This window comes from Brevundimonas vesicularis NBRC 12165, from assembly GCF_001592205.1.
Classification (GTDB): Bacteria; Pseudomonadota; Alphaproteobacteria; order Caulobacterales; family Caulobacteraceae; genus Brevundimonas; species Brevundimonas vesicularis.
Genome location: NZ_BCWM01000007.1, coordinates 125,509 through 139,397 on the forward strand (window position 1 = coordinate 125,509; position 13,889 = coordinate 139,397).

At 67.0% G+C, this 13,889-nt stretch carries 15 protein-coding genes; 8 read left to right on the plus strand and 7 right to left on the minus strand.

What is annotated here, in order from left to right; genetic code table 11:
* Positions 1-88: 88 nt before the first annotated feature.
* Entirely contained in the window at positions 89-502 is a 414-nt protein-coding gene (locus BVE01S_RS07320) for a DUF2177 family protein (RefSeq protein ID WP_066626091.1), read from the minus strand.
* 11 nt (positions 503-513) lie between these two features.
* A complete protein-coding gene (locus tag BVE01S_RS07325) occupies positions 514-1,539 on the minus strand; it encodes an SAM-dependent methyltransferase (protein WP_066626093.1) in 1,026 nt (341 codons plus the stop codon).
* Between the two features lie 334 nt (positions 1,540-1,873).
* Between BVE01S_RS07325 and BVE01S_RS07330 the strand changes: the two genes are divergently transcribed.
* Both BVE01S_RS07330 and BVE01S_RS07335 read left to right on the plus strand, forming a co-directional pair.
* Positions 1,874-2,599, plus strand: a complete 726-nt coding sequence (locus BVE01S_RS07330) for a CoA transferase subunit A (protein WP_066626095.1) — start codon at positions 1,874-1,876, stop codon at positions 2,597-2,599.
* Between the two features lie 2 nt (positions 2,600-2,601).
* The gene (locus BVE01S_RS07335) at positions 2,602-3,258 is read left to right on the plus strand and encodes a 3-oxoacid CoA-transferase subunit B (RefSeq protein ID WP_066626097.1); all 657 of its coding nucleotides are present in this window, start codon (positions 2,602-2,604) and stop codon (positions 3,256-3,258) included.
* A gap of 20 nt (positions 3,259-3,278) precedes the next feature.
* Here the strand turns inward: BVE01S_RS07335 and BVE01S_RS07340 are convergent, their stop codons facing one another.
* Complete coding sequence (locus BVE01S_RS07340) at positions 3,279-4,058, minus strand: hypothetical protein (RefSeq protein WP_066626099.1); 780 nt, start codon at positions 4,056-4,058, stop codon at positions 3,279-3,281.
* Positions 4,059-4,134: 76 nt separating this feature from the next.
* Here BVE01S_RS07340 and trmFO point away from each other — a divergent pair, with 76 nt between their 5' ends.
* Complete coding sequence (gene trmFO, locus BVE01S_RS07345; RefSeq protein WP_066626102.1) at positions 4,135-5,529, plus strand: methylenetetrahydrofolate--tRNA-(uracil(54)-C(5))-methyltransferase (FADH(2)-oxidizing) TrmFO; 1,395 nt, start codon at positions 4,135-4,137, stop codon at positions 5,527-5,529.
* A 19-nt stretch (positions 5,530-5,548) separates the two neighbouring features.
* Here the strand turns inward: trmFO and BVE01S_RS07350 are convergent, their stop codons facing one another.
* Positions 5,549-6,754, minus strand: a complete 1,206-nt coding sequence (locus BVE01S_RS07350; protein WP_174523849.1) for an MFS transporter — start codon at positions 6,752-6,754, stop codon at positions 5,549-5,551.
* A gap of 66 nt (positions 6,755-6,820) precedes the next feature.
* On the opposite strand from BVE01S_RS07350, the gene BVE01S_RS07355 reads away from it, so the two are divergent.
* Complete coding sequence (locus tag BVE01S_RS07355; protein ID WP_055808121.1) at positions 6,821-7,312, plus strand: MarR family winged helix-turn-helix transcriptional regulator; 492 nt, start codon at positions 6,821-6,823, stop codon at positions 7,310-7,312.
* A gap of 1 nt (position 7,313) precedes the next feature.
* Here the strand turns inward: BVE01S_RS07355 and BVE01S_RS07360 are convergent, their stop codons facing one another.
* Positions 7,314-7,949: a squalene/phytoene synthase family protein gene (locus BVE01S_RS07360; RefSeq protein ID WP_066626105.1), complete on the minus strand. Its 636-nt coding sequence runs from the start codon at positions 7,947-7,949 to the stop codon at positions 7,314-7,316.
* Complete coding sequence (locus BVE01S_RS07365; RefSeq protein WP_066626200.1) at positions 7,946-8,887, minus strand: polyprenyl synthetase family protein; 942 nt, start codon at positions 8,885-8,887, stop codon at positions 7,946-7,948. Before BVE01S_RS07365 ends, BVE01S_RS07360 begins: the two co-directional genes overlap by 4 nt.
* A gap of 198 nt (positions 8,888-9,085) precedes the next feature.
* Between BVE01S_RS07365 and BVE01S_RS07370 the strand changes: the two genes are divergently transcribed.
* The 3 genes from BVE01S_RS07370 to tgt all read left to right on the plus strand — a co-directional run bounded on the left by BVE01S_RS07370 (position 9,086) and on the right by tgt (position 11,494).
* Positions 9,086-9,844, plus strand: a complete 759-nt coding sequence (locus BVE01S_RS07370) for a tRNA1(Val) (adenine(37)-N6)-methyltransferase (RefSeq protein WP_084375336.1) — start codon at positions 9,086-9,088, stop codon at positions 9,842-9,844.
* A 63-nt stretch (positions 9,845-9,907) separates the two neighbouring features.
* Positions 9,908-10,381, plus strand: coding sequence for a hypothetical protein (locus BVE01S_RS07375; RefSeq protein WP_055808117.1), 474 nt, complete (start codon positions 9,908-9,910; stop codon positions 10,379-10,381).
* Entirely contained in the window at positions 10,382-11,494 is a 1,113-nt protein-coding gene (gene tgt, locus BVE01S_RS07380; RefSeq protein WP_066626107.1) for a tRNA guanosine(34) transglycosylase Tgt, read from the plus strand.
* Between the two features lie 3 nt (positions 11,495-11,497).
* On the opposite strand, the gene BVE01S_RS07385 is transcribed toward tgt, so the two are convergent.
* A complete protein-coding gene (locus BVE01S_RS07385) occupies positions 11,498-12,037 on the minus strand; it encodes a hypothetical protein (RefSeq protein ID WP_066626112.1) in 540 nt (179 codons plus the stop codon).
* Positions 12,038-12,149: 112 nt separating this feature from the next.
* On the opposite strand from BVE01S_RS07385, the gene BVE01S_RS07390 reads away from it, so the two are divergent.
* The gene (locus BVE01S_RS07390; RefSeq protein WP_157076444.1) at positions 12,150-13,880 is read left to right on the plus strand and encodes a PAS domain-containing protein; all 1,731 of its coding nucleotides are present in this window, start codon (positions 12,150-12,152) and stop codon (positions 13,878-13,880) included.
* Positions 13,881-13,889 lie beyond the last annotated feature (9 nt).

The following is a 13,889-nucleotide window of genomic DNA, read 5'->3' on the forward strand; positions in this document are numbered from 1 at the left end:
TCCCCCAACTGTCGCCCCCGCGATCAACCCTGGCGCGAGCTTTAGACACGCGCGGTCGCAATCGCAAGCGCGGGCTCAGCCGGGCTGCTTAGCCGAAACGGCCCTCGGCCCACCGCGCGGCGAAATAACCGCCGGTCGCCGACAGCATCGTCAGGGTCGTGCCCCAGATCAGGTCGATGATCGTCAGCTTGGTCTGCCACACCGCCAGCGTCGCCTGATTGGTCAGGTCGTAGGTGGCGTAGGCGACGAAGCCCAGGGCCGCCCCATTGATCGCCGCCCGCGTCCAGTTCCCCTCCTTCAGAGCCGGCGCGATCGCCAGAAACACGGTTCCGGCGATGGAGATCAGATAGAAGGCCACCGCCGCCTTCATATCCGGCTTGTCGGCCATGATCGGCCCGATGACGGGCTTGTACAGCCGGTTCGTCATGGTGGTCAGCCAGACGAAATCGATGGCTGCAAAGGTCAGGCCGGCCCCGAGATAGGCCGCGACATACTTGATCATCCTCGTCTCCCTTAAGCCGGCTTCAGTCGATAGTGGCTGACCGCCCAGGTGCGGCCCTCGTCGTTTCCGAACAGACCGGCCGTCGCCAGATAGAAGCGTCGCCAGCGACGGGTCCAAAGTTTGGCGTCGTCGCCATAGGTCTCACGCATCAACACCGCGATACGCGCGGCGTTCCGGTCCATGTTCGCCAGCCAGTCGTTGGCGGTCTTCGCATAGTGACCGCCGTTCCAGGTCCATTCCTGCTCGACCGCAAACAGGTCGGGAAACTGCCGGATCAGTCCGTGGCTGGGCATGACGCCGCCGGTGAAGAAGTGTTGCGCGATGAAGTCGCCGCTGTCGGTATGGTCGAACCGATAGGGCGCGTCGCGGTGCGTGAAGACGTGGATGAACATCCGTCCGTCCGGCTTCAGCCAGCGTCTCGCCTTGGTCAGCAGGGCGCGCCAGTTGGCCATATGCTCGAACATCTCCACCGAGACGATGCGGTCGAAGCGCTGCTCGGTGTCGAAGGCGTTCATGTCCCGGGTGATGACCGTCAGATTGGTCAGCCCCCGCGCCGCCGCCTGCGCTTCGATATGGCCGCGTTGGCCGTGACTGTTCGACACCGCCGTAATCTTCGACTTCGGATAGGTCTCGGCCATCCACAGCGACAGCGAGCCCCAGCCGCAGCCCATCTCCAGAATCGTCTGACCGTCCTTCAGATCGGCATGGGCGCAGGTCTCGACCAGCGCCGCTTCTTCCGCCTGATCCAGCGTCTCGCGGCCCGTGGGATAGAGGCAGCAGGAGTATTTCAGCCGCTTGCCCAGGCACAGCTGGAAAAACTCGGGCGGCAGTTCGTAATGCTGCTGGTTCGCCGCATCCGTATGTTCGGCGATGGCGCGCTGGGCCATTTCGCGCGCAAAGGCCGCCTCGTCATGCGGGCCGTCGCGATCCAGACGCTTTCTGGCCTCCGTCACCAGGCTGTCGATCGCCGGACGCGTCACGAAGTCCGGGAACGGCGCGTCCTGAAGCTGGCGAATGGCGACATTGGTCAGGTTCATCGGCGTCCTCGATCGTCGGATCTTGCTGCAGGCTTGACTGCAATACGACGCCTCGGCCCCGATGGATGCCTTCGCCCTCTTGAACGCAACCCCAAGGATGCCGACATCCGCCTGCCGCGCCGGCCGATTCCGAAGAAAGTGCACCAATTGCACTCTCTTTTTCGAATCGGGCTCGGCGTCGTTTCAGACGAATTAGACGAATTAGACTCTTTTTTTCGCCTTCACCGTCTGAAATCGCCGCGTCGGATCGACGCCGCGTCTTGCCCCCCGCCCGCCCCCGCGTTAGGCGTGGTCAAAAGCCGATATTCATCAGGCAGTGAAAAAAGGGAGAGCGATGGGAAAGATCTACGCTGACGTCACGTCCGCGCTGGAGGGCCTGACCTTCGACGGCATGACGGTCATGTCCGGCGGCTTCGGCCTGTGCGGCATCCCCGAGAACCTGATCGCCGCCCTGCGCGACAGCGGGGTCAAGGGCCTGACGGTCATCTCCAACAACGCCGGCGTCGATGGCTTCGGCCTGGGCCAACTGCTGGGCACCCGCCAGATCGCCAAGATGATCAGTTCTTACGTCGGTGAGAACAAGGAGTTTGAGCGCCAGTATCTCGCCGGCGAGCTTGAGCTTGAGTTCAACCCGCAAGGCACCCTGGCCGAGCGCATCCGCGCCGGCGGCGCGGGCATCCCCGCCTTCTTCACCGCCACCGGCGTCGGCACCCTGGTCGCCGAGGGCAAGGAGGTGCGCAACTTCAATGGCCGCGACTACGTCATGGAGACCGGCCTGGTCGCCGACCTCTCCATCGTCAAGGCCTGGAAGGCCGACGAGCGCGGCAACCTGGTGTTCCGCAAGACCGCCCGCAACTTCAACCCGATGATGGCCACAGCCGGCAAGGTCACGGTTGTCGAGGTCGAAGAGATCGTCCCCGTCGGCTCGCTGGATCCCGACCACATCCACACGCCCGGCGTCTATGTCGACCGCCTGGTCCAGACCGTGTCCGAAAAGCGCATCGAACAGCGCACCGTCCGTCAACGTGTCGCCGGCGCCGCCGCCGGATCGGAGGTCTGATCATGCCCCGCACCCGCGAACAACTCGCCGAACGCGCCGCCCAGGAACTGCAGGACGGCTTCTATGTGAACCTGGGCATCGGCATCCCGACCTTGGTCGCCAACTACATCCCCACCGGCATGACCGTGACCCTGCAATCCGAGAACGGCATGCTGGGCATGGGGCCCTTCCCCTATGAGGGCGACGAGGATCCCGACCTGATCAACGCCGGCAAGCAGACGATCACCGAGATCCCGGAGTCGTCATACTTCTCCAGCGCCGACAGCTTTGCCATGATCCGCGGCGGCCATATCAACTTGTCGATCCTGGGTGCGATGGAAGTGGCCCAGAACGGCGACATCGCCAACTGGATGATCCCCGGCAAGCTGGTGAAGGGCATGGGCGGCGCCATGGACCTGGTCGCGGGCGTCAAGCGCGTGGTCGTCGTCATGGAGCACGCCAACAAGCACGGCCAGTCCAAGGTGCTGAAGGAATGTAGTCTGCCCCTGACCGGCACCGGCGTCGTCAGCCGCATCATCACCGACCTGGCCACCTTCGACGTCAAGCCCGACGGCGCGGGCCTCGAGCTGATCGAACTGGCCGACGGCGTCACCCTCGACGAAGTCGCCTCCAAGACCGAGGCGGCCTACACCTGCGCACCGGGCTTGCAGGCCGCCTGATGAACCTGCGCCGCTCTGGTCTACCGGGGCGGCGCAGCCTCTAGCTGGCGATAGGCGGCGCCCACAAAAGCCATCGTCAGCGGAGCCTGCAAGCCTGTCAGCACGACGGCGAAGACGATCCAGCCCGCCGTGCCCGACAGCAGCCCCGCGCCCCACAGCAACACCAGCGCGATCTTCGGCGCCGCCGTAACGACAAGCCCGACCAGCAGGGGCCAGAAGCCGCCGCGCGCGATGCTCATGCTCTGCAACGACACCATCTGCCCGCGCCCGATCGTCGCCGGCGCGAACAGACACAGGCGCACGGCGAAGGCGATGACGGCGAACAGGGCGAAGGCCGTGACGACCGCCAGCAGGATCAGCTTCCACGCCGGCCCCACCGCGCTCCACTGGCGCATCTCGATGGCCTGTGCGTTCAACTCGGCCATGCCGAACACCGCCAACAGGACCAGGGCCACGACCGACAGGATCATGGCGAGAAAGATTACGCACAGCAGGCCCGCGCCCAGCAGCCGCCCCTCCGGTCGTCCGAACTGCAACCCAACCGGCCCCAGGCCCAGGCGTCGCGCCTCGACCAGATCGTCCGTGATCGCAATCCGCGCTAGAGCGCCCGCCAGCACCAGGGTCGAGGCCAGGGCGCACGCCGCCCAGATCAGGCCCGCTGCGCCCGCCGCCAGTGGCTTGAGGCTCCAGACCACGGCCGCCAGCACGATCGCGCCGCAAGCCCCGCGCCACAGGCGAGGCAAGGCGCGAACCGCCGCCGACAGCGTCTCGCCCAGTCGCAAAATCCGATGCTCGCTCAATCTACGCCCCCGATGACCGGCGGCGGATATAGCAGGGGGCCATGACACCGCGCCACCCGCCCGCTAGAAGGCCGCGATGAGCGCTTTCCCCTCTCCTTCCCCCATCCACGTCATCGGCGGCGGCCTGGCCGGCTCCGAGGCCGCCTGGCAGATCGCCCAGGCCGGCGTGCCCGTCGTCCTGCACGAGATGCGCGGCGTGCCCGGCGTCAAGACCGACGCCCACCACACCGATGGCCTGGCCGAGCTGGTCTGCTCCAACTCCTTCCGCTCGGACGACTGGCAGTTCAATGCGGTCGGCCTGCTGCACGCCGAGATGCGGGCGCTGGATTCGATCATCATGGCCTGCGGCGACATCAATCAGGTGCCGGCCGGCGGGGCCCTGGCTGTGGACCGCGACGCCTTCTCCCAGGCGGTGACCGCCAAACTGACCGCCCACCCCTTGGTCACTATCGTGCGCGAAGAGATCGCGGGCCTGCCGCCGCAGGCGTGGGACAATGTCATCGTCGCCACCGGCCCCCTGACCTCCCCCGCCCTGGCCGACGCCATACTGAAGGCGACGGGCGAAGAGTCCTTGAGCTTCTTCGACGCCATCGCCCCCATCGTTCACGCCGACTCGATCGACTTCGACATCGCCTGGCGTCAGTCGCGCTATGACAAGGAGGGTCCGGGCGGCGACGCCGCCGCCTACGTCAACTGCCCGATGGACAAAGCCCAGTACGAGGCCTTCATCGACGCCCTGCTGAGCGGCCCGAAGGCTGAGTTCAAGGACTGGGAGCACGTCCCCTATTTCGACGGCTGCCTGCCCATCGAGGTCATGGCCGAGCGTGGTCGCGAGACCCTGCGGCACGGCCCGATGAAGCCGGTCGGCCTGACCAATCCGCGCGACCCGCTGGTCAAGGCCTACGCCATCGTCCAGCTGCGCCAGGACAACGCGTTGGGCACCCTGTTCAACATGGTCGGCTTCCAGACCAAGCTGAAGCACGGGGCGCAGGCCGAGGTCTTCCGCATGATCCCCGGCCTGCAGAACGCTCAGTTCGCGCGTCTGGGCGGTCTTCACCGCAACACCTATCTGAACAGTCCCCAACTCCTGGACAAGCAGCTGCGGCTGAAGGCCATGCCACGCCTGCGTTTCGCGGGTCAGGTGACGGGCGTCGAGGGTTATGTCGAGAGCGCGGCCATGGGCCTGCTGACCGGCCGTCTCGCCGCCGCGCAAGCGCTCGGTCGCGATCTGGCCCCGCCGCCGGCCGAGACCGCCATGGGCGCCTTGGTCGAGCACATCACCGGCGGGCATCTGGCAGGATCGAAGTTCCAGCCGATGAACATCAACTACGGCCTGCTGCCGCCGCTCGAGGCGCCCAAGCTCGATGAGGCGGGCGTCAAGATTCCGCTTAAGGAACGCGGCAGGGCCAAAAAGCGCCTGATGAGCATCCGGGCGATGGAAAGCCTGAAGGCCTGGCGCGACGCGGGCTGATTTCTGAATGCCGGGTCGCTCAACGCAGCTTGGGCAGGCCCGGCCGGAACCCCAGCGTCATCACGCCCAGCACGATCACGCCGACGCCCATCAGCACCCAGGCCTGGGTCAGGTCGGCCAGGTAATCGCTCAGCAGGCCGGCACCCAGCGGCGAGAGGCTGGCGATGATGTAACCGCCGCCCTGGACGAAGGCGAGCAGATCGCCGGAGCGCGCGGGATCGTCGATCTGGTCCATGGCCAGTATCAGGCTGAGCGGGAAGATTGCGCCGATGCCGAGGCCCAGGACGATCACGATCGGCACGGCCATGCCGAGGGGCGCGACCACGAGACCGGCCAGACCCGCCAAGGCCAGAATCAAGGCCGTCAGGATCGGTCCGCGCCGATCCGGGAAGCGCCCGATGGTCAGCGACACCAGTAGGCCGGCCGTCACCTCCGCAGCCGTCATGCCGCTGAGCAGATAGCCGGCCGTCGCCCTCGGCTCGCCCAAGTCGATGTAGAAGGGCGGCAGCCAGGCCAGCATCAATGTATAGGCCGAGGTCCCCAGGCCCATGATCAGGATCAGCCGGCACGCCCGCCCCTGACGCCAGAAGGGCAGCTCCGGGTCCGTCGCCTCGACAACCGCGGCGCGGTTCGGCTCTTCGGCTGCGGGGTCGCGTGACGCCGCCAGCCAGACCAATGCGGCGATAAAGGCCGGCGCGCTCCATAAGGCCAGCGTCCCGGCCCAGCCGATCGTCTCGGCCAGACCGGCCGCCGTGGCCGCCGCGACGGCGGCGCCGCCCATTATCCCGGTGGTGTAGAGCGCCATGACCGTGCCGAACTGCGCCGGAAAGGCCCGTTTGATGACGACCGGCGCCAAGGCCTGGATCAAGGCGACGCCCACTCCGACGACCACGGCGCTGGCGATCAGGCCGGTCGCGCCGGTCAGCACCACCCGCACCAGGCAGGCCCCGCCGATCAGCAGCGCGCCCAGCAAGATGCCGCGCCGCTCGCCCAGTCGCCGACGCAACGGGCGGATCGACAGGGCGCCCAGACCGATCATCAGCACGGGCAAGGTGGTCAGCAGGCTGGCGGCGGTCGAACCCATGCCCGTCGCGCCCTCGATCAGATCCAGCAGCGGCCCCACCGCCGCCATCGCCGGCCGCAGATTCAGCGCCAGGGCGACGATGGCCGCCAGCAATAGCAGCGAAGCGCCGCGCGCGGGCGTGGCGTCAGATCGTGCGGTCATGGTGGGGACTCCGACTGAAAATCGCGCTAGTCTCTCGACCTCAAGTATCTCGATGTCAAGATAACGATGCCCGATAGAGCTTCTCGCGCCGCGGCCCAATGGGCCGTGCAACGTCCCGATCTGGACATGCTGCCGATGGAGGTGCTGGGACGCCTGAACGAGGCGTCGCAACTGGTGATCCGCGAGCGCCAGACGCCGCTGTTTGCGCGCTATGGTTTGCAGCACGGCGAGTTCGATGTGCTGGCGACGCTGCGCCGATCGGGCGAACGCGAGGGCCTGACGCCGACGGCGCTATTCGAGGCGGCGATGATGTCGTCTGGCGGCATGACCGCGCGGATCGACCGGCTGGAAAAGGCGGGCTGGGTCGAGCGGCGCCCGCATCCGAGCGACCGACGGGCGACCCTGGTCCGTCTGACGGACAAGGGTTTCGACCTGATCGAGACGATCATGCCCAGCCATCAAGATACGGCCAAAGAGGCCTTGAGCGGCCTGTCGCGAGAAGATCAGAAAACGCTGAACGCCCTGCTGACCCGCTTGATCGCCGGCCTGAACGGCTAGGTCAGATCCGGCCGCGCAGCACGGACCAAAGCAGGCGCAGCCGCTTCAGCGGCTCCGGCGGGTCCGGATCGGTCAGGGCGGCGTGAGCCACGGCCGGAAATCCCTCGGGCGGAAGGCGTTTCAGCGCCTTATTAGCGACAGCTCTCAGGGACGCCGCCTCCTGGCGCCGGCCGGTCTGCGTCAGCCCCCAGACGCGGGCCGCATCGGTAACGGCGGCGTCATGCCCCTGCCCTGCCAGCACGCGCGTCGCAACCTGCATCGGGCCGACGTAGAAGGCGTCCAGATCGTGCGGCTGTTCGCGCACCCGGCCGATGTGGGCGTCGATCAAGGCGTCGAACCGCGCGCGGTCCAGGCCGTGACGCGCGACAAGTTCAGTCAGGGACTCCAGCACCGGATGGCCCTTGCGCGGCACGCCGGCGAAGACGCCGTCCATCTGTTCCGCCCACCAGGTGTAGCGCATCTCGGCCAGGAGCGGCTGGGTCACGCGCGTGGGAATGCTCATCAGCGCGGCTTCGAAAGCGTACAGCGTGATCAGGTCAGCGCGGGCGCGGTCATCCGCCACCAGGCGGCTGGACAGCCAGCGGTCGAGGTCGGCGGTGCGGACCTGTTGGTCGAGCGTATCCGCAGTCTCGGTCAAGCGGCGCGCGACACCGCGAAATCGGCCAAGTCTTCCAGCGCGGCGCGCCAGTCGCTGGACGGCAGGACCGACAGGGCCGCCTTGGCCTGATCGGCATAGTCGCCGGCTAGGTCCAGGGTCGCGCCGATGGCGCCCGAGCCGATGATCAGTTCGCGGGCGCGGGTGAAGTCTTCGGGCGTCCGCTCGCCCTTGGTCACGGTGCGCTCCCAAAAGGCTTCCTCGCGACCGCGCGTGCGGGCGACCGCCAGCAGCAGCGGCAGGGTCGCCTTGCCCTCGTTGAAATCGTCGCCGGCGTTCTTGCCCAAGGCCTCGGCTGTCGCGCCGTAGTCCAGCGCGTCGTCGGCCAGTTGGAAGGCGATGCCCAACGCCATGCCGTAGTCGCGCAAAGCCTTGATCGCGGCCGAATCGGCCCCAGCGCCGACCGCGCCCGCCTCGGCAGCGGCGGCGAAAAGTTCGGCAGTCTTGGCCGAGATGATCTGCAGATAGGTGGCCTGATCCAGATTCAGATCGTGGGCACGCGTCAGCTGCAGCACTTCGCCCTCAGAGATCACCCGCGAAGCCTCGGCCAGAATGCCCAGGGCGCGCATCGAATCCGTCTCGACCATCAGTTCGAAGGCGCGGGCGAATAGAAAGTCGCCGACGAGGACGCTGGTGGGCGCGCCCCAGATCAGGTGGGCCGCGACCTTGCCCCGACGCAGTTCGGACGCATCGACGATGTCGTCGTGCAGGAGAGTGGCGGTGTGGATGAACTCGACCGCAGCCGCCAGTTTGCGAGGCGCGACGATGTCGTCCGTCGCGCCCACGGCGCGCGCAGCGGCGACGGTCATCAGGGGACGCAGACGCTTTCCACCCGCCGAAACCAGATGTTCGGCCAGTTTCGGGATGATCGGCACGTCCGACTGCATCCGATCCAGGATCAGGGCGTCCACGGCCGCCATATCGACCTCAGCCAGCCGGACAAGGGCGTTGACGTCCCCCTTCGGGCGGTGAGCGGCGGCGATGGCGACGTCCAAACGAATACTCTTTCACTGGCGCGGCGGGCCGCGGGAATGGCTTTTTGCGGCCGGGCCGGCTTGCCCCCGCGAGTTGCGGCGCACAATGATGTTCGACCCCTTGAGGGTCAAGGAGATTGAGGCTTGGAGCCGGTCGAAACCCTGCCGACAACGATCGTCGAGAACGGCCTGTTGAACGGCCGGGTGCGCTTGCGTCAACCCGCACGCGGCTATCGCGCCGGGATGGATGCGGCTTTGCTGGCGGCGGCGGTCCCGGCCGAGGCGGGCCAGAGCGTGATCGAGGCGGGCTGTGGAGCGGGTGCGGTCCTGATGCAGATCGCGGCGCGACGGCCCGGCGTGACCCTGACGGGCGTGGAGCGCGATCCGGTGATGGCGGCGCTGGCGACCGAGAATGCGACGCTGAACGGCGCAGCTGGATCCGCTATGATTCGTCAGGGCGACGTGGCGGCCGGGTTTCGGCCCCTCGGCGTGAAGCCAGCCGACTGGGCCATATCCAATCCCCCCTTCTTCGATGACGCCAAGGCGTTGCGCGCCCCGGCCGAAGGCAAGCGGGGCGCCTGGATGGCCGACGACGGGCTGAAGGCGTGGACCGATTTCCTATTGAAGGCGGTGAAGGAAGGCGGGCGCATCGTGGTCGTTCACCGCGCCGACCGACTGGCCGATCTGCTGGCTCTGCTGGGCGAAAAGGCGGGGTCGTTCGCCGTGCGGCCCATCCATCCCTTCGCGGACGAGCCGGCCAAGCGGGTGCTGGTGCACGCCATAAAGACCGGGCGCGCGCCGCTGCGTCTGCTGCCGCCGCTGATCCTGCACGACCGCGAGGGCGGCAAGCACACCTCCCAGGCCGAAGCCATCCTACGCGGCGAGGCGTCGCTGGGATGGTGATCGGGTGGTCAATCGCGACCGGAACGCCTAAATGCCGCCTCCTGACGAAATCGAGCCCGCCCCGTGTCACCCGACGACCTTCCGCATGATCTTCAAGACGGTCTGATCGCCGTCGGCGAGGCCGCGCGCGACCTGCGCGAGCCGTGGTGGATCTTCGGCGGGGCGGCGATGGCGCTCTATGGCCTGACCGACATCCATGTGCCCGATATCGACGTGCTGTGCGCGCCGCGCGATGCGCGCAACCTGCTGGGCGCGCTGGGCGGCGTGGTGATACCCGATCCGGGCGAAGGCCTGTTCCGCTCCGCCGTCTTCGGGCGCGCGCCGGATCAGCCGATCCTGGTCGAGGTCATGGCGGATCTGGAGACACGCGACGGCGGCGACTGGACCCCGGTCGCCTTCGGCTCGCGCCGCCGCGTCTTCGTCGAGGACACGCCCCTGTTCGTTCCGGATATCCGGGACCACATCGCCCTGTACCGCCTGTTCGGCCGCCCCAAGGATCTGGCGCGCGTCGAACAGCTTGAACGACTGATCGCCTGAATGCCTTTCCCCTTCCAGATTTCCGCCACCGAGGGCCGCGCCCGCACCGGGGTGCTGAAGACCGCGCGCGGCGACATCCGCACCCCCGCCTTCATGCCGGTCGGCACCGCCGCCACGGTCAAGGCGATGACGGTGGATCAGGTCAAGGCGACCGGCGCCGACATCCTGCTGGGCAACACCTATCACCTGATGCTGCGCCCTGGGCCCGAGCGGATGGAGCGTCTGGGCGGGCTTCACAAGTTCATGGGCTGGGACAAGCCGATTCTGACCGACAGCGGCGGGTTCCAGGTCATGTCCCTGGCCGGCATATCCAAGGTAAAGGAGGAGGCCGTGACCTTCTCCAGCCACATCGACGGCTCCAAACACGTTCTGACGCCCGAGCGGTCGATCGAAATCCAGGCCGACCGGATCGGCGCCGACATCTCGATGCAGTTGGACCAGTGCGTCGCCTATCCGGCCGAGAAGGATGCAGCCAGAAAGGCGATGGAGCTGTCGATCCGCTGGGGCGCGCGGTCCAAGACCCGGTTCGGCGAGCGTGAAAACCAGGCCCTGTTCGGCATCCAGCAGGGGTCGACCTTCGAGGACTTGCGCCGTCAGTCATCGGAGCAACTGCAAGACGTCGGTTTCGACGGCTACGCCATCGGCGGTCTGGCGGTCGGCGAAGGCCACCAGGCCATGTGCGAGGTGCTGGACTATGCGCCCGAAATGCTGCCGGCCGACCGTCCGCGCTATTTGATGGGCGTGGGCAAGCCGGTCGACCTGGTCGAGGCGGTGTATCGCGGCGTCGACATGTTTGACTGCGTCCTGCCGACCCGCGCCGGCCGTCACGGTCAGGCCTGGACCTGGGATGGCCCGCTGAACCTGAAGAACGCCCGCTTCGCCGAGGATCAGGACCCGCTGGACCCGACAATCGACGGCCCGTCATCGTCGTATTCGAAGGCCTATCTGCACCACCTGATTCGCGCCGATGAAATCCTGGGCAAGGTGCTGCTGAGCTGGCACAACATCGCCTTCTATCAGGCGCTGACGGCGGCCATGCGCGCAGCGATATCCGAGGGCCGGTTCGAACAATTCAGGCGCGATTTCCACGCCCGCCACACGTCGAACGGCTGACGCCTAAGGGTGCGGTCTGAACCAGCTGGGCGCCGCCGGCGGCGCGCAGTTCCGCTGCATGCCCATCCCCTTCAAGAAGGCGCGGCGCATCCGGCCGGACTGGATGGCCGATTGAACGTGCTTTGAGTGCTGTTCGGCGCCGCTCAGTCGACGGATCCAGTTTCGGCCGGGAATAAAGTCTGTCGTCGTGTCGCGAATGGCGTTCAGCGCCGCCTTGGCCGCCGCGTCGGCCGCCCGTTCGCTGAGATAGGAGCCGTCCTGACGCGGCGGTTCGTCCGTATCGGGTCCCAGCGCTTCGTCGAGCCTTGCGACCTCTGCGCCGATGGTCGTGCACTGATTCAGATTACGCAGGTCGTAGGGATTGGCTTCGGCCTGAAGCAGCACCGTCGGAATCATCTGACGACGTAGGTTGAAATCTTCCAGCGGAGCCGTCGCCGCCGCCGCGAAGCCTGCCCCGACCTGCTCGGCGCCGCCCATCGCCGACCGACCGGCATTGCAACCGGAGAGTGCAACAAGACTGGCCACGAGAAGAAGACGTTTCATAGGGTGGCTTAGACCACGCCTCGGCTGGCGATTAAAGCGTGGCGGCGGAAGCGGTCGGTAACGAAGAATTCTCTGGTTTTATGTCACTTTGGCCGGTCGTTGGAGTTCGGTCGTGCCTTACATCGCCAAGAGCCTGGAAGCCCTGGACGCCCCTGCCGGACCGTTCCAACGTCTTACGGAACTGGCCTGCACGGTTTTCGATGCGCCCGCCGCCGTCGTCACCCTGGTCAGCGGCGACAACGCCGTCCTGTGGTGCAGCGATCGTGAACTGGTTCGAAGCCTGCCGCGCGAACGCACCCTCGGCGACCGCCTGCTGCGCCAGGGCCAAGGGGCCGTCCTGGTGGTCGAAGACGGCTTGGCGGACCCCGCAGCGCGCAATCATTTCCTGGTGGCGCCCCCCTATAATTTGCGTTTCTACGCCGGCGTTACGATCTGCGGCCCGGACGGTCGGCCGCTGGGCGCGTTCGGCGTCATGGATCGCAAACCCCGCCCTCCCCCCTCCGACGCCGAGATCGCGACGCTGCGCACGCTGGGCGCCATGGCCGAAGACATCATCGCGTCGCTGGAAGTCGGTCGCGTCAGCGATGAGCGCCACGGCACGCTGGAGCTGATCGAAAACATGGCCGGGGTCGGTCATTGGCGGTTGGAACTGGCCAGCGGCAAGGTCCACTGGTCCGACGAGGTGTTCCGCATCCACGGTCTGGATCGCAAAACCTTCGATCCCCAGGTCGATTCGGCCATCGACCGTTATCACCCCGACGATAGGCCCGGATTGTTGGCGGCGATCGCACACTCGGCCGCAACCGGCGATGGCTACAAAATGCGTCTTCGGCTGATCCGCGCCGATGGCGAGGAGCGCGCGGTTCTGACCCAGGCGCGCGCCGAACGTGACGACGCCGGGGTCGTGAAGGTCCTTTACGGCGTGTTTCAGGACATCACAGACCAGCAGGCCCAGATCGCCCGCGCTCAGCGTGACGAGGCGCGCTATCGGCTGTTGGCTGAAAACGTGGGCGACGTGATCACCCGCGTTCGCCCGGACGGCACCAGCAAATACATCTCGCCCGCGATCGAAAGCCTGCTCGGCTGGACCACCGAAGAGATGAACGGCCGGCCCATGGACTATGTCCATCCCGACGATCGGGAAATGGTGACCCGGGCCGTGCTGGGCACCATCCACACCAAGGAGCCCTGCCGCCTGGAGCACCGGGCCCTTCATCGCGACGGTTCAATCGTCTGGGTCGAATGCACCTTCCGCGCCCTGGCCGCCGAGGCGGGCAAGCCGTCGGAGGTGGTGGTGGTCATCCGTGACATGACGGATCGCAAGCTCCTGGCGGACGAACTGGTCACCGCGCGCGACCGGGCCGAGGCGGCGGCGGCGGCCAAGAGCGAGTTCCTGGCGAACATGAGCCATGAACTGCGCACGCCTCTGACCAGCGTCATCGGCTTTTCGAACCTGCTGAAGGCCAGCGAGGCCTTGCCCGAGGCCGAGAAGGGCTATGTCGCGCGCATCGCCACGGCCAGCGAGGCCCTGCTGTCGGTCATCAACGACGTATTGGACTATTCCAAGCTCGAAGCCGGCATGATCGAGCTGGAGCCCCAGCGCTTCGACCCGGCCGCCCTGGCGCACGAGACGGTCCAGATGATGGAGGCCCAGTGTCTAGCCAAGGGTCTGGCGCTGCACGTCGATCTCGCGTCGGACATACCGGACTGCCTGATGGGCGACCAGGCCCGTCTTCGGCAGATCCTGCTGAACCTGCTTGGCAATGCGGTGAAGTTCACCAGCCAAGGCTCGGTCAGCCTGTCGGTCGGCGGCGTCTCGGACGAAACGGCGTATGGCGGCTGACGGCCGAGG